The organism is Asticcacaulis sp. P2_C5 (assembly GCF_056404555.1).
Map to the genome: position 1 here is coordinate 234,336 of NZ_JBFUDU010000008.1, position 16,829 is coordinate 251,164.

Below are 16,829 nucleotides of genomic sequence, written 5' to 3' on the forward strand. Positions count from 1 at the left end.
GAACTTGACGAAAGCGGCAATGATACTGAAATGACTCACATGATCGCCATAACTCCCGACAATCCGAGTTTCATCGGTGCGCTGAAAGCGGCGGGATTGCCGCATAGCGATCTCGGAAAGCCGCATCAACGTTTCTGGATGTTGAGTCGAGACGGACATGCCTTAGGGTTTGCCGGCATCGAACTTTACGGTAATGCCGCCCTGTTGCGCTCCGTGGTCGTGGTGCCGGAGTTCAAAGGGCGCGGCTACGGCGCCGCACTCGTTGCCGAAACGCTGGAACAGGCCAGGGCCGTTCAACTTCAGGAAGCCTGGTTGCTCACCACGACGGCGGCAGGTTTCTTTGAACATCTGGGCTGGCAGTTGCGCCAGCGGCAGGACGCGCCTGCCGACATGGCGGGTTCCGAGGAATTTGCCAGCCTATGCCCGGCCAGCGCCGCGTGCCTTTCAAAGACGCTGTAATGTCGCGGCGCGGCTATCCAACGCGTATCCCTTCCGCGTTGATCATCAACGCACCATCTTCCTTGAAGAACGGTCCCGGCGGATAGCGGTCGATGAGATCGAGCACCGTTTCCGACGGACGGCACAACCTGGTGCCCTTGTCGGTGACCACGATCGGCCGGTTCACCAGGACGGGGTGGTCGAGCATCGCATCCAGCAGCGCGCCCTCCGAAACGCCAGGATCGAGCAGGCCCAGGTCCTTGGCCGGCGACTTGGTTTCGCGCAGGGCGGTGCGCGGAGTGAGGCCCGCCGCGGCGAACAGGTTCACCAACTGTTCGCGCTGCCAGCCGGTTTGCAGATAGTCAATGATATTCGGTTCGTATCCGGCAGCTTGCAGCACGGCCAGCACGTTGCGCGACGTGCCGCATTCGGGATTGTGATAGATGGTAACGGTCATGGCTCGGCACTCGGGTTGACAGGATTTGCGGCATGACTTTCGGTCAGCAGCCAGGCGAAGACGATGACCCCGACAAGCGCACCGGCACATTGCGCGGCGACGAAGAGCGGCACGGATGACGGCGCGATACCGGCGAAGGTATCGGACAGACTACGCGCAAAGGTGACAGCCGGATTGGCAAATGAGGTCGAGGCCGTGAACCAGTAGGCCGACGTGATATAGAGCCCGACCGCGATCGACGTGAAGTCCGGCTTGAACTTGATGCAGCCGAAAATCGTGGCGATCAGGCCGAAGGTCGCAACGCCTTCCGAGAAAGCCAGGGAAGGGCCGTCGCGCAACTTTGTCGACACCTGAATGAGGGCCTCGCCGAACATTTCGTGGGCGGCATAGACGCCCAGTACCGCGCCTGCCACTTGCGCGACAATGTAAGCGGCAGCGAGATTGACGGCGATGTCGCGCCTGGCAGCGAAGGCCAGCGTCACCACGGGATTGAAATGCGCCCCCGATATGGGGCCGAAGATGGTGATGAGCACGACAAGCCCGGCGCCAGTAGCGAGCGTGTTGCCGAGCAAGGCAATCGCCGTGTTCCCGCCGGCCAGGCGCTCGCCCATGATGCCTGAACCGACAACGATGGTCAGTAGCAAGGCCGTGCCGAGCAGTTCGGCAAATAGCTTACGTGATGTAGACAACATGGGCCCCATTTCAGCAGCCGCAGGCGATTTGATCGAAGATCGGCTGGCACAATGCCTCGCGCCCGCCGCAACAGTCCTTCATCAGAAACAACACCAGGCCCTGGATGGCATTGTAGTCAGCGGCATAGCGGATGACGCGGCCATCGCGCGTGCTTGCGATCAATCCCGATTGCGCCAGGATCTTCAGGTTGACCGACATGGTGTTTTGCTTGACGCCGAGACGCTCACCGATTTCGCCGGCAGGCATGCCTTCCGGCCCGGCCTGTACCAACAGGCGCAGAACGTCCAGGCGGGTTTCCTGGCCGAGGGCGTCGAAAGCCATGAGTGCAATCTTTTTATCCATATATCACGATTAATGGATTCTTTTGCCTCGGTCAAGCCGCCATGAGCGGCGGGATCAGCGCATGCTCAGAGGTGCACATGGTGTTGGATTTGACACCTAATGCACGGATGGCGGGAGGCAACTGAATGTTGTGTAATCGGTGAAAATTTGCCAAGGTTGCTGGCCTTGGTCCGCCGATCCAAGAGACAACGAAGTCCTTGCCGTTTTCCAAAGGGATGTGTCATGAAAATCTATGCCGTCTGTTTCGACCTGAAGGGCAATATCCTTGTCTTTACCAAATCCGACTTCGGCGTATTTTTCTCCACGGGTAACGGTGCTATCATACGGCCTGGACAACTCCTGAACGGTGCCCTGAAAGCCGCCTTTCCCGGTGGCGCAACGATCAATACGAAGCAGCCTGAGGCGGAAGCGCGTCGCGAATTTCTGGAAGAAACGGGACAAAATATCCCGTCTCCTGTCCCTGCGACCATTTTTACCGGTCCGGGTTTCACCTTCGTTTTCTTTGAGATCGACGAACTGGTCTTGCGACAGCTCAAAACAGATATCGAGACCATTGGTTTGGCGGCGCGTAGACTGGCTCATGACGCGATTGTGGCGCCGAACTCGCAAATCGCCACCTATCAGGACCTTCGGACGGCTTACCCGGACGCACCGGCTGATGATGAATTGGCGTCCGTGGATATCCGGAATATTGTCAGCTACGCGCCGACAATAAGGGGTTGGAAATCAGATAGCGATATCGACTGGTTTTACCTGGCGGCGGTACACCTTTGGACGACAATCCTGAAGCGGCCGCCCCCTTGTCCGTTTTAGTAAGGAATGGTGGACCCCGGCGGATAAGGCTGGGGACCGGAGTGAAGCGACTAGCGACCAAGTGGGAGCGCAGGCCGCGCGCCGCCAAGGGCCTTCGGCCCTGAGCGCCAAGCCAGAAAACCGTTTTCAGATTTTCGCAGAAAATATGGAAATGGTGGACGCGACAGGGATTGAACCTGTGACCCTTCGCGTGTGAAGCGAATGCTCTCCCGCTGAGCTACGCGTCCGAACCATATGCAGGGAACGGGCCTATTAGCCGGTCAAAACCCAAGGTGCAAGAGGCAAGTCGCGCTTTTGTGGCTTTGCGCACGACCGCTCGGGGCAGGGGACGCCGGATGGATTGATTTGGGAGAGCGTTCGCCATAGGCTTGAACCGCATAAATGGCCAGTCGAGGTAATTCTAGTGAACGTCGATCCGAAAGACTTTGTGACGCAATGGGTTGAAGCCTGGAACGCGCACGACATCGAGAAGGTGCTTGGCCATTTTCATGACAATGCCGTATTCACCTCACCATTTGCGCGTCGGCTGTTGCCGGAAAGTGGTGGCAAGCTCGTTGGCAAGGGCGCCATTCGGGATTATTGGGCGACCGGAATACGCCTGATCCCCGATCTGCATTTTACGGTTGAAGACGTGTTTGTTGGCATCGATCACCTGGTCATTCTTTACAGGAACCAAAAGGGTGTCCGGGTTAGCGAAGTGCTGAAATTCGACGGCGGTCTGGTCGTGGAAGGCCACGGTACCTATCCGCCAGATGCCGTCAATCCAACGGGTTCAGCCGGCTGATGAACGTGCGACACATGCCTTAACCGCCGCTGACAGTTCGCTGTAGTGATCGATAAACACATTGGGTGTCAGCTCGCGGATCGGATGTTCGCTATAGCCAAACGTCGTCAGAATGCACGGCACACCGGCATTGCGCGCCGTCAGCAGGTCGGTTTCGGAATCGCCGATCATGATCACCTTGGCGATATCGCCACCCATGTCATCGATACAGGCCAGCAGATGATCGGCCGCCGGCTTTTTCGGGACACCGGAATCGGCGCCGCGATTGGTGCCGAAGCGCCAGGTCAGGCCCAGCTTCTCGATCAGCAGCTTCGACAGCCGCGTGTGTTTATTGGTGCAGACGCAAAACCGCGCGCCGGCGGCGGCCAGGTCGTCCAGCGCCGCATCCAGGCCCTCGAACGGCCGTGTAAGCGTGTCGATATCGCGTTCATACAGGTCCAGCAGCCGCGCCAGCAACGGCGCCTCGGCTTCGGGCGCCAGGGGCGCGCCGGCCAGTTTAAAGGCCCGCCGCACCAGTTCCATGGCGCCGCGGCCGATCATCGGGCGGGCTTCATCGAGATGGAAGGGGATAATTCCCTGTTCCTGGAGCACGATGTTCAGGGCGGCGATAATATCGGGCGCGCTGTCGACCAGGGTGCCATCGAGGTCAAACGCCAAAATATAGCCGTTCAGGTCCATTTGCGGTCTCATACTGCTTTGTTGGGCTTTGTTTCTGGGTGGCTTTGGGCTAAATCGGCGCAAAGCGCAACGAAACAGAGTCTTATCCATGCAGAAAACCCAACAGGCCGGACGGGCCGCGGTCATACTGGCAGCCGGTCAGGGCACGCGCATGAAATCGCCTTTGCCCAAGGTGCTGCATAAGATCGGCGGACGGACCATGCTGGACCGCGCCATCGATGCGGCGTTCGAAGTCGGTTGCGAGCGCGTCATCGTGGTGGTCGGCAACCATTCGCCGGCCGTGCGCGTTACCGCCGAAAGGCGCGTAGGGCCGCAGAATATCGTTGTCCAGGATCCGCCTCAGGGCACCGGCCATGCCGTCAAGGTGGCCAGGGACGCGCTCAGAGGCTTCGACGGCACGGTCATTGTCACCTATGCCGACAGCCCGCTGATGGCCGCCAAGGTGCTGGAGCCGGTCTTCACCCTGGCTGCCGCGGCCGATATCGCCGTGCTTGGCTTTATCGCCCACGATCCCGGCGCCTATGGCCGCCTGGTCCTGGACGGCGATCGGCTGAGCGAGATCGTCGAGGCGCGCGAAGCCAGCAAGGAACAGTTTGCCATCAAAGCCTGCAATTCCGGCGTCCTGGCGTGCGATCGCGAACTGCTGTTCTCACTGCTCGCCGAGGTAAAGAACGAAAATTCCAAGGGCGAATATTATCTGACCGATATTGTCGGCCTGGCCCGCGAACGCGGCCTGCAGCCGCGCGTCACCATGGCGGCCGAGCACGAGGTGCTGGGCGCCAACGGCCAGGCCGAACTAGCCGTGATCGAGAAGGTATGGCAGGACGGCGTACGCCGGGCCTTTATGGACAATGGCGTCCATATGCCGGCGCCGGAAACCGTATTCTTCAACTGGGATACCCAGGTTGCGGCGGGCGTTGTGATCGAGCCCAATGTCGTTTTCGGTGACGGGGTGACGGTTGCGGCCGGCGCAGTCATCCGGGCATTTTCGCATCTGGAAGGCGCCAGGGTCGGCGAGGGGGCTTTGATCGGGCCCTATGCCCGCCTGCGTCCCGGGGCCGATATCGGCAAGGACGCCCACATCGGCAATTTCGTCGAGGTCAAGAACGTGACGATCGGCGAGGGCGCCAAGGCCAATCACCTGAGCTATCTCGGCGACGGCAGTGTCGGCGCCGGCGCCAATATCGGAGCGGGGACGATTTTCTGTAATTATGACGGCTTCTTCAAGCACAAGACGGTGGTGGGCGAGCGCGCCTTTATCGGCTCCAACTCGTCCCTGGTCGCACCGGTGACCATCGGTCACGGGGCCATAACGGGCTCGGGTTCGGTGATCACCAAGGACGTGCCGGCTGACGCCCTGGCCTTGAGCCGGCCGCAGCAGGTGATGAAGGAAAGCTGGGCCGCAGCCTTTCGCGAACAGAAGATGGCCCAAAAGGCGAAGTTAAAGACATGACTGTCGACGAACAGAAAAAAGCCGTCGGTGACGCGGCTATGGCCTATGTCAAATCCGGCATGAAGGTTGGGTTGGGCACGGGGTCGACGGCCGCCTGGTTCGTCAAGGCCGTTGCTGCGGCGGTTCAGGACGGTATGAAACTGACCCTGGTCTCGACCTCGGTTCAGACGACAAAGCTGGCGGAGAGCCTGGGCCTGGTCATCAAGGACATCAATGATGTCGGCATGCTGGACCTGTGCGTCGATGGCGCGGACGAGATCGGCCCGGGCCTTGCGCTGATCAAGGGCGCCGGCGGGGCCCTGCTGCGCGAAAAGCTGATCTGGGAGCAGGCCAAGACCTGTATCGTCATTGGCGACGCCGCCAAACATGTCGAGGTCCTGGGTAAATTTACCCTGCCGGTCGAGGTCGAACCCTTTGCCTGGAAGGGTACGGTCAACCGTATTACCGATGTCCTGGCCGAGTTCGATATCGCGAAAATGCCCATTTTGCGCAAAAGGGATGCCCAGCCATGGATAACCGATGGTGGCAACCTTATCTTTGACGTCGCCTGCGGGGTGATCAGCGAACCGAATGGCCTGGCGCGCGAATTGAAATCGGTGACCGGTGTGGTCGAACATGGCCTGTTTCTCGATCTGGCCGAGTTGGCCCTGATTGCGACCGAGAATGGCGTAAAGACGGTGGAACCGTAAGGACCTGTAATGGCTGACTTCGACTATGATCTGTTTGTAATTGGCGCCGGTTCCGGTGGTGTGCGCGCGGCGCGGCTGGCGGCCAATATGGGCCTGAAGGTCGGTGTCGCCGAAGAGGATCGCCCCGGCGGGACCTGCGTCCTGCGCGGCTGCGTGCCCAAGAAGTTCATGGTCTATGCGTCCGAAGTTCCGGAACAGGTCGAGTATGCCCGCGGCTTCGGTTGGGACGTCGAGCTGGGCGCTTTCGACTGGCCGAAGTTCAAGACACATAATCAGGCCGAACTGACGCGCCTGGCCGGCATCTATGGCGCCAATCTGGCACGTGCCGGGGCTGAACTGATCGCCTGTCATGCCGCGTTCAAGGACGCACACACCCTGATCCTGACGTCGGCCGAGGGGACGCGCGAAGTGACGGCCAAGACCATACTCATCGCGACCGGCGGCTGGCCCTTCCTGCCGCAACATTGCCCGGGCGTGCTGGAGCACGGCCTGACCTCCAACGACATGTTCATCCTGGAGGCCCTGCCCAAACGGATGGTAATTGTTGGCGGCGGCTATATCGCGGTCGAATTTGCCGGCATTCTTCATGGCCTGGGCGTCGACATCACCCTGATGTACCGCGGCGAAAAGATCCTGCGTGGCTTCGACGACGACGTTCGCGATCATCTGACTGCCGAAATGAAGCTGCGCGGTATCAAGATCCTGACCCAGGTCGATCCGATCAAGCTGCACAAGACCGACGACGACACCATCCTGACGCTCAACAATGGCGAGACCTTCGAGACCGATGCCGTCCTCTATGCTTCGGGCCGCAAGCCGAAGACCGAAGGCCTGGGGCTGGACGCCATCGGGATCACGCCGGACGTGCATGGCGCCATTCCGGTCGATGCTTTTTCGCGCACGGCCATTCCGCATATCTTCGCCATCGGCGACGTCACCAACCGGCTAAACCTGACGCCGGTGGCTATCCGCGAAGCCGTCGCCTTTGTCGAAACGGCGTTGAAGGACAGCCCGACCGCCTATGACCGCGAAAACGTGCCGACGGCCGTCTTTTCGCAGCCGCAGATCGGCACGGTCGGGATGAGCGAGCAGCAGGCGAAGGACAAGGGCATCGTCTACGACGTCTATCAGACGCGCTTCCGGCCGATGAAGACCGCCTTTGTCGGTGGTGAAAGCCGCATCTACATGAAGCTGATCGTCGAGGCCGCCACGGACGTCGTCATCGGCTGCCACATGGTCGGCGGCGACGCCGGCGAGATCATCCAGTTAGCCGGCATCGCGGTCAAAGCGCGCCTGACCAAGGCCCAGTGGGACGCCACCTGCGCTGTCCATCCGACGGCAGCCGAGGAACTGGTGACCATCAAGGACAAGCGCCTGTGACCAGTGCAGGTGGGAGACTATGGTCGGCGGTTAAGGCGCACTATGCCGAGTGGTGGCTGCTGTTCGGCCTGACCTGGGTGCCGATCTTCGCCTGGTTCACCGCCACGGCCTTGCCGGCCATGATGTTCATCTGGGGTATTCCTTTCCTCGTCTATTTCGCCCGCATCAGGCGGTTCTGGCCGGCGGCGACCATCACGGCGGCCATGCTGGTCATGGCCTTCCTGCGCTCCGATTTCGTCGCCTATCTGTTCGCCGGCCATGGTCTGGCAGCGGCCTTCGCGACCAAATACTGGTTTGCGCCCATCTTCATCTGGTTCGTGTCCTGGGCTGTCATTTTCGGTTTTGACGCCTTGCCGGAGCATCAGGCGCCGAAGGTAATGACCTGGTTTGCCTGGCTGATGGTCGCTCTGGCGGCCGTCGACCTGTTCGAGAGTGCAAGCGGCATGCTGTTGCGCAATGCGATGAACGACGCCTTCTATGGCGGCTTGCGGCGTGAGATGCTGGTCGTGCGTATGTCGAACGGCAATGCCTTCCTGACCATGCTGTTTTGGCCGCTTGCCTTCCATTTTGCCGAACGCCGTCAGTATATCCCTATCGGCGCCATGGTCATCTCGATCGTCCTGAGCGCAATCCTGGTCGATACCAATGCCCACCTTCTGTCGCTGGGGTCGGGCGCCATCGTCTTTTTCGTCGTGCGCTACTGGCCGGCCGGGCTGCGAAGTCTGGCGCCGTGGCGTGCCATGGCCGGACTGACGGCGGCCTCGATCCTGCTGTTTCCGATCCTTGTCTATGGCCTGATGGTCAGCGGTTTGGCGGCCCGTATCAAGAATGATTTGCTACCGTCATGGACGGCGCGCATCGACATCTGGTCGTTCACGGTCCAGCGAGCGCTCGAAAAGCCGTGGTTCGGCTGGGGCTATGAGGCGTCGCGTCAATTCGATCCGACCATTCCCAACCATCCGCACAATATGTCGTTGCAGGCATGGCTGGAACTGGGTGTGCCAGGCCTTGTCCTGCTGGCGGCCCTGTGGTTCGCCATCTTCTGGCTCACCGGCCCGAAAACCGGCTACGAAGTTGTCAAGGTCAGCGAAGACCTGCGCGAACTGGGCGCACCCGCTGCCATGGATGAGGCGGCGCCGTCGGCAGCTCAGCGGGCTGTGCCCTATATCCTAGCCTTCGGAACGGGTTATTACATCATCAATTCCATCAGCTTCGGGCTGTGGCGGGCATGGTATTATTGTCTTGGCGCTTTGGTTGTCGGCGTAACCATCCTTGCCATCAAGTCGGTCGATGCCCAGATAAAGTTACGGTCTCAACTATAAGTCACGGACTCTACTGTGATTTTTCATCTAATCTGCGTTATCGGGTTGCAGTGCCCGTCGCTCACGAGTAAATTAGTCTTATGAACAAGATATGGTCCCCCAAGGATTGGCGCGCCCTGCCGGCCCTGCACATCCCGAACGATTACCCCGACGCGCAGGCCCTGGCCGCCGCTGAGGATGAACTGTCGCACCTGCCACCGCTGGTTTTTGCCGGCGAAGCGCGCCGTCTGACGGCTGCGCTGGGCAATGTCGCGCAGGGCAATGGCTTCCTGTTACAGGGCGGCGATTGCGCCGAAAGCTTCAAGGAGTTTTCGGCCGACAACATCCGCGACACCTTCCGGCTGATCCTGCAGATGGCCGTCATCCTGACCTTTGCCGGCGGTCGTCCGGTGGTCAAGGTCGGCCGCATCGCCGGCCAGTTCGGCAAGCCGCGCTCGTCGGCCGTCGAAACGATCGATGGCGTGACCCTGCCGTCCTACCGTGGTGACAATATCAACGGCATGGACTTCACCGAAGAGTCGCGCATCCCCGATCCGCAACGCCTGCTGAAGGCCTACCATCAGTCGTCGGCGACGCTGAACCTGTTGCGCGCCTTCGCCAATGGCGGTTATGCCGACCTGTACAATATCCACAAATGGACCCTGGGCTTCGTCGCCGGTTCGCCCCAGGGCGAACGTTACCGCGCCCTGTCGGAAAAAATCTCCGAGACGCTCAGCTTCATGTCGGCCATCGGCGTGACGCCGGAAAGCCAGCCGCAGATCCGCCAGGTCGATTTCTTCACCTCGCACGAAGCCCTGCTGCTGAACTTCGAACAGGCCATGACACGCGTCGATTCGACCTCGGGTGACTGGTACGACACCTCCGCCCACATGCTGTGGATCGGCGAGCGCACGCGTCAACTGGACGGCGCCCATGTCAACTACATGAAGGGCATCAAGAACCCGATCGGCGTCAAATGCGGCCCGACCCTGGAGCCCGACGATCTGCTTCGCCTGATCGACGCCCTGAACCCCGAAGCCATTCCCGGGCGCCTGACCCTGATCGGCCGTTTCGGTTCAGACAAGATCGCCGAACGTCTGCCGCGCCTGATGGCGGCGACGCGCAAGCATGGCGCGCCCGTGGTGTGGTCGATCGACCCGATGCACGGCAATGTCGTCAAGGCGGCCAATGGCTACAAGACGCGGCCGTTCGACCGTATCCTGGGCGAGGTCCGCTCCTTCGTCGATATCGCCGCCAGCGAAAGCGTCCATCCGGGCGGCATGCACCTGGAAATGACCGGCCAGAACGTCACCGAGTGCACGGGCGGCGCCTTTGCCCTGTCGGAAGAGGACCTGCGCGATCGATACCACACGCATTGCGACCCACGCCTCAATGCCGACCAGGCGCTGGAACTCAGCTTCCTGGTCGCCGAACGTCTGCACGCGCTCAAGGAAAAGGCTGTCAAAGCCGCATAGGCCGAGATTGCCCTGACCGCCGGACTGGGCTACAGAGCCGGCATGTTACAACTGAGATCACAATTGACTCCCGAGACGAGGGCGGCGTTTGCCGCCCTTTACCGTCTGTCGTGGCCAATCATCATGTCGCGCGTCGGCGTGGTTCTGATGGGCCTGATGGACACCATTGTCGTCGGGCAGTTTTCGTCGGCGCAACTGGCTTTTCTCATGCTGGGCAGTTCGCTGCACTGGGTGCCGGCGCTCAGCGGCATGGGGCTGTTGATGGGCGTCCAGGTCAAGACGGCGCAGTTCCTCGGCGCCGGTGAGTTTCATCGCATTGGTGCCGTATTTCAGCGCGGCATGGGCTACGCCCTGGTTCTCGGGTTTGTTTTCCTTCTGGTCCTGATGATCGGCGGACCGGCTTTTCTGGCCATGACCGAACCGGCCGAGATGGTGAAGGGATCTACCTTGCCGCTGATCCTGCTGTCGGCGTCTCTGCCCTTGTTTCTCACGGGTGTTGTCTGCACCCAGTTTCTCGAAGCCCTCTCGCGGACGCGCGACGTGTTGGTATCAACCCTTGCCGCCAATGCGCTGAATGTGGCGCTTTTGTTCCTCCTCGTGCCCGGTCACTTCAGCCTGTTCGGCGTCCATTTCAGCGGCGCTATGGGGGCCGCGGCTGCGACCCTGATTGCCCGTTCGGCCCAGGGGATAGGCCTGCTGATCTATGTCCTGACGTTGAAGGAGGCCAAACCGTTTGGACTGCTCGACCGCCAGGAAGACGACCACGCCGGCGCGCTGGAACAGCGCCACGTCGGTTATGCCACAGGGGCCGCCTATTTTATCGAGGTCGCGGCCTTTGCCGGCATGACCCTGTTTGCCGGCAAGGTCAGCGAGACGGCCGTGGCCAGCTGGGCCATCCTGCTTAACTTCGCCAGCGTCGTTTTCATGGTCCCCATGGGGCTGTCGGCCGGCTGTTCGGTGCTGGTCGGCAAGGCCTTCGGCGCGGGCGACCGCGAAGGCCTGGCACGGACGGGGCGGGTCAGCTTCATCTCTGCGGCGGGCTTCATGATGATTGTCGTGGTGGCAGTGCTGATCGGGTCGGATCTGCTGACGCGTATCTATACGCACGACCCCATACTGGTGCCGCTGGTGCGCGCCGGGTTGCTGCTGTCGTGCCTTTTCTTTGTCCCGGACGGCTTGCAGGTCGTGGCCGCCCAGGCCCTGCGCGCCCGCAAGGATGTCTTGGCGCCGACTGTCATCCACTATGTTTCCTACGGTGCCATCATGCTGCCGCTGGGTTTCCTGTTCTGTCTGACCTTCGGCTGGGGCGTGGCCGGTTTGATCTACGCTATTGCCGTTGCGTCGCTCATTTCGGGCACCTTCCAGACCGGACGTTTTCTGTGGCTCGATAAAAAGGTCGCTTGAGTGGCGGCCACCGGTGCGTTATGGCCGATAAGTATTACAAAAGAAGGCTGGAGGAAGCGACCATGTTGGATGATTTGCAGGGCAAGCGGGTACTGATCACGGGTGCGTCCACGGGTATCGGGGCGGCGACGGCCCAGGGGTTCGCCCGCCTGGGTGCGCGTGTCGCGGTCCACTATAATGCCAGCCAGGACGCGGCGCAGAAGGTCGCCGACCTGATCGGTGCTGATGGCGGCGAAGTGCATCTGATCCAGGCAGACCTGATGAACGAACCGGCCAGCGCGCGTGATGTCGTAGGCGAAGCGGCGCAAAAGCTGGGCGGGCTGGATATATTGGTCAACAATGCCGGCTCTCTGCTGACGCGCACCCTGTTCATGGACTGGGGTGATGAGTTGTACGACGACGTCATGAACCTGAACCTGCGTTCGGTGATTATCGGCACCCAGGCGGCCGTGCCCTACATGGAAGCACGCGGCGGCGGTTCCGTTATCAACCTGGGTTCGATCGCCGGCAATAATGGCGGCGGGCTGGGCTCCGGCATGTATTCCGCGGCCAAGGCGGCGGTGCATAACCTGACGCGTCACATGGCAACCGATCTGGCCAAGAAGAATATCCGCGTTAACGCCATCGCGCCCGGCGTTATCGGCACGCCGTTCCATACCCTTACGCCGACCGACCGCATGGAAGCGATGAAGAACTCCGTGCCCATGGGGCGGATCGGCGACGCTGAGGACTGCGTCGGGCCGATCCTGTTCCTGGCGTCTGCCATGAGCGGCTATGTGACCGGGCAGATACTGCACGTCAACGGCGGGCAATATTACGGCGGTTAAGCCGCTCTCGGGCCGAACAGGATCATCGCTGATCCAGAAACGTTTACGCGCCTAAAATCCAGCCTTCTTCCTCGGCGGCTGCGGCCACTTGCGCCTCATCCAGGCCCTTGGGGGCGGCGAAGAGAGCGGCCAACTGCCCCTTGTCGTCCAGATCGGCCAGGGCCTCCGCCGTAAGGCGAACGGCCGAGGCGTCCTTGACCTCGCCGGCGTGGGCTTCGCCCTCGAACAGGGCCGGATAGACTTCCGCGGCGACGGTAGTGACGTCAGCAACGGCTTCGGCGTCCAGCGCACCGAACCCGGTCTGCTGCGGCCAGACACGCGCCTTTTCACCCAGGCTGTCGAGCAGGCTTTTGAGCGCGGCAATACCCAGCATGGCCACGCCGCCGGCAACGCCGGCGCCATGCATCTGCCACAGGCTTTTCGGCGCGGCGGCTTTCTTGACCTTGGCGGCGGCGGCCGTTTCGGTCAGGCGGAATTCGGGGAAATCGCCGAAGCTGTCGGGCTTCAGGGTCGACAACCACTTCTGCGCGGCGTTCTTCGGGCAGCCCCAGAAGGGATAGGCTTCGTCCGTCGTCAGGCGATTGATCTTGGCCGCGACCTGAAAGCGATTGTTGCTGTTGTCGGCCTTGTCGACGACGTTCTTGCCCAGAAAGTCCCACATGCCCTGCCAGGGCGCGCCCTTGAGGTCCAGGCGCGCGGAGGTGCCGCGCGGCAAACCGAGCGGGAAGGCGGCGCCCAGGAAGATCCGGTCGCCGCGCTTATGCAGGTCGGCCAGGATCGAACGCAGCAAGGCTTGCGCCTCGGCACGGGTGGCCGGGTTGTGCGCGTCGTAAGACAGGCGGAAGCGCACATCGCGTTTCATCACGCCGATCCACACCGAAGACTCGCCGGTCTTCTTGCCTTCGGCCGCGCTGTAGTCAACGATCACATAGGCACCAAAAAGACGCTGCACCGGCAATCTCCAGAGTAAAAACCGCCACCCTTTAACGCGAATGCGAGACGCTACAAAGCCCTTTGTTTACCAATCACAGCCCTGTGCACAGCTTATCTTCGCGTGTCCTATTCCTTTTTGCCTGCGAAGCGGTTTAAACAGGCGTCACGGGTTGTCGCAGTCGCGAAGAGGACGGTATGGCGAAGGTGTTGCGGGTTGGCGTGGCGGGGGCCGGTGTCTTTGGCGGATATCACGCCAACAAGTACAAGCAAGTGTCTGGGCAGGCAGCCGACATCGACTTCGTCGGTATCTACGACCTTGACGGCGCCCGCGCCAAATTGGCAGCGGACTCCTATGGCGTGGCAGCGTTTGGCGCTGATACACTCGACGATTTCCTCGGGCAGATCGATGTCGTGACCATAGCCACGCCGGCCTTTGCCCATGCGGACGTAGCTCTGAAGGCCCTGGCGGCAGGGGTTCATGTCTATGCTGAAAAGCCGTTGGCGGTATCGACCGAGGATGGTGAAGCCATGGTCGTGCTCGCGGCCGAAAAGGGGCTCGTCCTGGCGTGCGGCCATCAGGAGCGCGCAGTTTTCGAGGCCATGGGGTTGTATGATGTGCCGGAACGTCCGCTGCGCCTGGAAGCCGTGCGCAACGGAACACCTTCGCCGCGCAATCTCGACGTGTCGGTTGTGCTCGATCTGATGATCCACGATCTCGACCTGGCGCTGACCCTGGCGGGGTGTGAAGCGGGCAGCCTGGAAACCTCGGCCGATCGCCGTACGGATGAAGGCTATCAGGCGGTCGGTGCGGACGCCGTGACGGCCAGCACAATCTTCGAGAACGGCATGGAAGCGGTGTTCAAGGCGTCGCGTATGGCAGACACCCGTGAACGCACCATGCGCATCGTCTATCCCTCGGGCGAAGTCTTTATCGATCTGTTGAACCGCAAATTTGAAAACGGCACGCCGTTTGCGCTCAATGCCGATTTCGCCGATGCCGAGATTGCCAGGGACCCGCTGGGCACCAGCGTGTTTCGCTTTCTCGATACGGTGCGCGGCGACCGCGACCGGCCGCTGTGTAACGGCGCTGAAGCGCTGCATGCGTTGGCACTAGGCCTGGCCATCGATGAGGATGCTGAAAACCCTTGAATTTGGCGACCTGCGGCGTCGGCGTCGCTGGCAGGTATTAGGTATACCTGCGGCGCTAGCCTCCTGGCATGTCATCCAAATTGAAGGGTTTTCGGCCGGTGCTGAATGAAAAGCGGCGCAAGCTTAATGCGATTGGCCCTTGAAGATAATCCCGAACGCCAGGACACCGAAGCCGCCTGTCATCAGCCAGTACTGATACTGGGTGAGATACTGGACATCGCGGAAATGGCCGATCAGGCTGGCGATCACCAGCGCCACCGAGACGAAAAACAACAACAAGGTAAAGGCTGACAGTTTCATCGCCTACGCGTACCTACCTACATCCCGGATTTTTCCGGCTATAGGCCTATTTGTTCAAACTATTGTGATAAGATCAACGAAAATCTGCCTCGAAACGCCCGTTTTATAACGCACGCGCGATAAAAAGCACTTCGTGCAACATGGCGAACATGGCGAACATCGACGCCGCCAGGAACATCCGCGCAATCCCCAGTTCTTCGGGTGCGAAGGCGGTGCGGCCTTCGATAATGGCGACGAACGGGATGATCGAGCTGCGCTTGACGATGGAAGCATAGGTATTGCCCATCAGCGCCATCCGCTTGCGGTCGATATTGTTGGCGCCCAGGGCGCACACGCCCAGCAATGTGCCGAAAAACAGCCAACTCGCCGGATTGCCATTGCAGATCAGGTGCATGAACGCCCACAGGCCGATGCCGGCCAGAACCGGATGGCGCGAGATGCGGATGACTCCGTAGACGCTTTTGTCCGGCAGTTGCCACAGGGCCATCAGGTTGGTGGGCGACGGCGTGGTCAGGCCCAGGGTGACGAGGAAGAAGGCGAAGAAATTGACCACCAGGGCGATAATCTTCAACGGCATGGGCGCCGTCCAGAAGATATGGTTCAGCTTGTCGGTTCGCACGACGGCAAGGGCGACGCACATGGCGATCAGACCGGCCACGGACAGCAGCGAAAACAACGCGTAATAGGCGGGACCGCCTATGCGCGCGATAATCTGCTCCTTCAGCGACGTGCCGCTGACCATCAGATGGATACAGAGAAAGAAGGCGCACGAGAGTGCCAGGGTCCACATAGTCAATTCCGGTCGTTTTTTGGCCGTCGCTTTGGCCGGCCAATTATCGGGCCGGCCGGTTTATCAGGGTAACCCTAACAGCTTTTTCGCCCGCGCCAAGCGCGGTCGCTGACAGCCCGGTGGAAAAGCATGCGGAGAAAGGGCTAGATGTAGGGAATAAGCGGTGCGTTCAACACATCGCCTTCCGGCTTTGGCGGTGCCGCAGGCGTTGCGGCCGGTGCCGGAGCCGGGGTCGGTTCGGGCAGCCGAGGCACGGGGGCTGCCACCTTGGCGGGCTCGGGGACCGGCGCATGCAGGGAAGGCGGCGGCACCTTGACCTGGACCGGGCGGCGCAGGATGGCCTCGACGTGGTGGAACCACTTTTGCGCCGTCGCCATGGCAGCGCGCGGCCCTTCGGCGCGCGCGGTCAGGGCGTCATTGGGATCCCACAGTTTCAGGATAAAGTCCGGGTGGACCGGGTCATCGAAGATCAGGCGCAGGGTCACCACCTGAACCTGCGGGGCGATGTCATCGACCGCGCGGTAGGAGCCTGTGTCGAGCGGCTTGGCCGAGCCGGCGCGGACGACGCGGGCAAAGATGCGGCCATCGACAAACACCTCGACGCCGAACAGTTCGGCAATCGAATAGATACGCGTCGGCAGCTTGCCGAAGTTGCGCACAATGACGACCTTATCGGCGCCAAACGACATGGCGCAGGCGGCTTTGCGGACCGGTTCGATCGACTCGACGTCGGGCCGGGCGCCGCCCAGCGCTTCCTTGACCTCGTCCTCCAGCTTCTTCGGCTGTTCGACGCGGGACTCATAGATCCTGTACAGGATAATCAGCACCGCCAGCGCGGCCGCGGACATGATGATGAGAGCGGGTAAAAACGTCGGCACGGGAAACCTGAACTGCTGGCCAGCTGAAAATCGAGCGTTAAGGAT

19 protein-coding genes and 1 tRNA gene are annotated in these 16,829 nt (G+C 61.1%); 11 read left to right on the forward strand and 9 right to left on the reverse strand.

Features of this window, described 5'->3' with window-relative positions:
• The first annotated feature begins 30 nt into the window (after positions 1–30).
• Positions 31–459 (forward strand): arsenic resistance N-acetyltransferase ArsN2, encoded by a 429-nt coding sequence (gene arsN2 / locus AC1DXO_RS15840; RefSeq protein ID WP_476979137.1) that lies wholly within the window; start codon positions 31–33, stop codon positions 457–459.
• A 13-nt stretch (positions 460–472) separates the two neighbouring features.
• Here the strand turns inward: arsN2 and arsC are convergent, their stop codons facing one another.
• The 3 genes from arsC to AC1DXO_RS15855 are packed head-to-tail and all read right to left on the reverse strand — an operon-like array spanning position 473 to position 1,909.
• Complete coding sequence (gene arsC, locus AC1DXO_RS15845; protein ID WP_476979138.1) at positions 473–895, reverse strand: arsenate reductase (glutaredoxin); 423 nt, start codon at positions 893–895, stop codon at positions 473–475.
• Entirely contained in the window at positions 892–1,587 is a 696-nt protein-coding gene (locus AC1DXO_RS15850) for an MIP/aquaporin family protein (RefSeq protein WP_476979139.1), read from the reverse strand. Before AC1DXO_RS15850 ends, arsC begins: the two co-directional genes overlap by 4 nt.
• A 10-nt stretch (positions 1,588–1,597) precedes the next feature.
• Positions 1,598–1,909, reverse strand: coding sequence for an ArsR/SmtB family transcription factor (locus tag AC1DXO_RS15855; protein WP_476979140.1), 312 nt, complete (start codon positions 1,907–1,909; stop codon positions 1,598–1,600).
• 243 nt (positions 1,910–2,152) lie between these two features.
• On the opposite strand from AC1DXO_RS15855, the gene AC1DXO_RS15860 reads away from it, so the two are divergent.
• Positions 2,153–2,743: a hypothetical protein gene (locus tag AC1DXO_RS15860; RefSeq protein ID WP_476979141.1), complete on the forward strand. Its 591-nt coding sequence runs from the start codon at positions 2,153–2,155 to the stop codon at positions 2,741–2,743.
• Positions 2,744–2,895: 152 nt separating this feature from the next.
• On the opposite strand, the gene AC1DXO_RS15865 is transcribed toward AC1DXO_RS15860, so the two are convergent.
• A tRNA-Val gene (locus AC1DXO_RS15865) sits at positions 2,896–2,970 on the reverse strand.
• A gap of 176 nt (positions 2,971–3,146) precedes the next feature.
• On the opposite strand from AC1DXO_RS15865, the gene AC1DXO_RS15870 reads away from it, so the two are divergent.
• Positions 3,147–3,527 (forward strand): nuclear transport factor 2 family protein, encoded by a 381-nt coding sequence (locus AC1DXO_RS15870; RefSeq protein WP_476979142.1) that lies wholly within the window; start codon positions 3,147–3,149, stop codon positions 3,525–3,527.
• Here the strand turns inward: AC1DXO_RS15870 and AC1DXO_RS15875 are convergent.
• Positions 3,516–4,217 carry an HAD-IA family hydrolase gene (locus AC1DXO_RS15875; protein ID WP_476979143.1) on the reverse strand — a complete coding sequence of 234 codons (702 nt, stop codon included), beginning with the start codon at positions 4,215–4,217 and terminating at the stop codon, positions 3,516–3,518. The two genes, AC1DXO_RS15870 and AC1DXO_RS15875, sit on opposite strands and share 12 nt — an antisense overlap.
• 76 nt (positions 4,218–4,293) lie before the next feature.
• Here AC1DXO_RS15875 and glmU point away from each other — a divergent pair, with 76 nt between their 5' ends.
• The 7 genes from glmU to AC1DXO_RS15910 all read left to right on the forward strand — a co-directional run bounded on the left by glmU (position 4,294) and on the right by AC1DXO_RS15910 (position 12,734).
• A complete protein-coding gene (gene glmU / locus AC1DXO_RS15880; RefSeq protein ID WP_476979144.1) occupies positions 4,294–5,658 on the forward strand; it encodes a bifunctional UDP-N-acetylglucosamine diphosphorylase/glucosamine-1-phosphate N-acetyltransferase GlmU in 1,365 nt (454 codons plus the stop codon).
• The gene (rpiA, locus tag AC1DXO_RS15885; protein ID WP_476979145.1) at positions 5,655–6,347 is read left to right on the forward strand and encodes a ribose-5-phosphate isomerase RpiA; all 693 of its coding nucleotides are present in this window, start codon (positions 5,655–5,657) and stop codon (positions 6,345–6,347) included. Before glmU ends, rpiA begins: the two co-directional genes overlap by 4 nt.
• Before the next feature lie 9 nt (positions 6,348–6,356).
• Complete coding sequence (gorA, locus tag AC1DXO_RS15890; RefSeq protein WP_476979146.1) at positions 6,357–7,727, forward strand: glutathione-disulfide reductase; 1,371 nt, start codon at positions 6,357–6,359, stop codon at positions 7,725–7,727.
• Positions 7,724–9,049 carry an O-antigen ligase family protein gene (locus AC1DXO_RS15895; RefSeq protein WP_476979147.1) on the forward strand — a complete coding sequence of 442 codons (1,326 nt, stop codon included), beginning with the start codon at positions 7,724–7,726 and terminating at the stop codon, positions 9,047–9,049. The genes gorA and AC1DXO_RS15895 overlap by 4 nt, the downstream gene beginning before the upstream one ends.
• 80 nt (positions 9,050–9,129) lie before the next feature.
• Entirely contained in the window at positions 9,130–10,503 is a 1,374-nt protein-coding gene (locus AC1DXO_RS15900) for a class II 3-deoxy-7-phosphoheptulonate synthase (protein ID WP_476979148.1), read from the forward strand.
• 42 nt (positions 10,504–10,545) lie between these two features.
• Positions 10,546–11,907, forward strand: coding sequence for an MATE family efflux transporter (locus AC1DXO_RS15905; RefSeq protein WP_476979149.1), 1,362 nt, complete (start codon positions 10,546–10,548; stop codon positions 11,905–11,907).
• A gap of 62 nt (positions 11,908–11,969) precedes the next feature.
• Complete coding sequence (locus AC1DXO_RS15910; protein ID WP_476979150.1) at positions 11,970–12,734, forward strand: SDR family NAD(P)-dependent oxidoreductase; 765 nt, start codon at positions 11,970–11,972, stop codon at positions 12,732–12,734.
• Between the two features lie 43 nt (positions 12,735–12,777).
• On the opposite strand, the gene AC1DXO_RS15915 is transcribed toward AC1DXO_RS15910, so the two are convergent.
• The gene (locus tag AC1DXO_RS15915; protein ID WP_476979151.1) at positions 12,778–13,686 is read right to left on the reverse strand and encodes a cobalamin biosynthesis protein CbiG; all 909 of its coding nucleotides are present in this window, start codon (positions 13,684–13,686) and stop codon (positions 12,778–12,780) included.
• Positions 13,687–13,862: 176 nt separating this feature from the next.
• Here AC1DXO_RS15915 and AC1DXO_RS15920 point away from each other — a divergent pair, with 176 nt between their 5' ends.
• Entirely contained in the window at positions 13,863–14,816 is a 954-nt protein-coding gene (locus tag AC1DXO_RS15920) for a Gfo/Idh/MocA family protein (protein ID WP_476979152.1), read from the forward strand.
• Positions 14,817–14,939: 123 nt separating this feature from the next.
• On the opposite strand, the gene AC1DXO_RS15925 is transcribed toward AC1DXO_RS15920, so the two are convergent.
• From AC1DXO_RS15925 to AC1DXO_RS15935, 3 genes are all read right to left on the reverse strand, one after another.
• On the reverse strand, positions 14,940–15,116 hold the full coding sequence (locus tag AC1DXO_RS15925; RefSeq protein ID WP_476979153.1) for a hypothetical protein: 177 nt from the start codon (positions 15,114–15,116) through the stop codon (positions 14,940–14,942).
• 103 nt (positions 15,117–15,219) lie between these two features.
• The gene (locus AC1DXO_RS15930) at positions 15,220–15,906 is read right to left on the reverse strand and encodes an NnrU family protein (protein ID WP_476979154.1); all 687 of its coding nucleotides are present in this window, start codon (positions 15,904–15,906) and stop codon (positions 15,220–15,222) included.
• A gap of 143 nt (positions 15,907–16,049) precedes the next feature.
• Entirely contained in the window at positions 16,050–16,754 is a 705-nt protein-coding gene (locus AC1DXO_RS15935; protein WP_476979155.1) for a hypothetical protein, read from the reverse strand.
• Positions 16,755–16,829 lie beyond the last annotated feature (75 nt).

Bases quoted from the DNA above. Each gene is read 5' to 3' on its own strand.
- AC1DXO_RS15860 (WP_476979141.1), top strand. From the start codon at position 2,153: ATGAAAATCTATGCCGTCTGTTTCGACCTGAAGGGCAATATCCTTGTC.
- AC1DXO_RS15930 (WP_476979154.1), bottom strand. From the start codon at position 15,906: ATGTGGACCCTGGCACTCTCGTGCGCCTTCTTTCTCTGTATCCATCTG.
- AC1DXO_RS15935 (WP_476979155.1), bottom strand. From the start codon at position 16,754: ATGTCCGCGGCCGCGCTGGCGGTGCTGATTATCCTGTACAGGATCTAT.
- AC1DXO_RS15920 (WP_476979152.1), top strand. From the start codon at position 13,863: ATGGCGAAGGTGTTGCGGGTTGGCGTGGCGGGGGCCGGTGTCTTTGGC.
- rpiA (WP_476979145.1), top strand. From the start codon at position 5,655: ATGACTGTCGACGAACAGAAAAAAGCCGTCGGTGACGCGGCTATGGCC.
- AC1DXO_RS15925 (WP_476979153.1), bottom strand. From the start codon at position 15,116: ATGAAACTGTCAGCCTTTACCTTGTTGTTGTTTTTCGTCTCGGTGGCG.
- AC1DXO_RS15875 (WP_476979143.1), bottom strand. From the start codon at position 4,217: ATGAGACCGCAAATGGACCTGAACGGCTATATTTTGGCGTTTGACCTC.
- AC1DXO_RS15910 (WP_476979150.1), top strand. From the start codon at position 11,970: ATGTTGGATGATTTGCAGGGCAAGCGGGTACTGATCACGGGTGCGTCC.
- AC1DXO_RS15850 (WP_476979139.1), bottom strand. From the start codon at position 1,587: ATGTTGTCTACATCACGTAAGCTATTTGCCGAACTGCTCGGCACGGCC.
- arsC (WP_476979138.1), bottom strand. From the start codon at position 895: ATGACCGTTACCATCTATCACAATCCCGAATGCGGCACGTCGCGCAAC.
- arsN2 (WP_476979137.1), top strand. From the start codon at position 31: ATGACTCACATGATCGCCATAACTCCCGACAATCCGAGTTTCATCGGT.
- gorA (WP_476979146.1), top strand. From the start codon at position 6,357: ATGGCTGACTTCGACTATGATCTGTTTGTAATTGGCGCCGGTTCCGGT.
- AC1DXO_RS15900 (WP_476979148.1), top strand. From the start codon at position 9,130: ATGAACAAGATATGGTCCCCCAAGGATTGGCGCGCCCTGCCGGCCCTG.
- glmU (WP_476979144.1), top strand. From the start codon at position 4,294: ATGCAGAAAACCCAACAGGCCGGACGGGCCGCGGTCATACTGGCAGCC.
- AC1DXO_RS15905 (WP_476979149.1), top strand. From the start codon at position 10,546: ATGTTACAACTGAGATCACAATTGACTCCCGAGACGAGGGCGGCGTTT.
- AC1DXO_RS15855 (WP_476979140.1), bottom strand. From the start codon at position 1,909: ATGGCTTTCGACGCCCTCGGCCAGGAAACCCGCCTGGACGTTCTGCGC.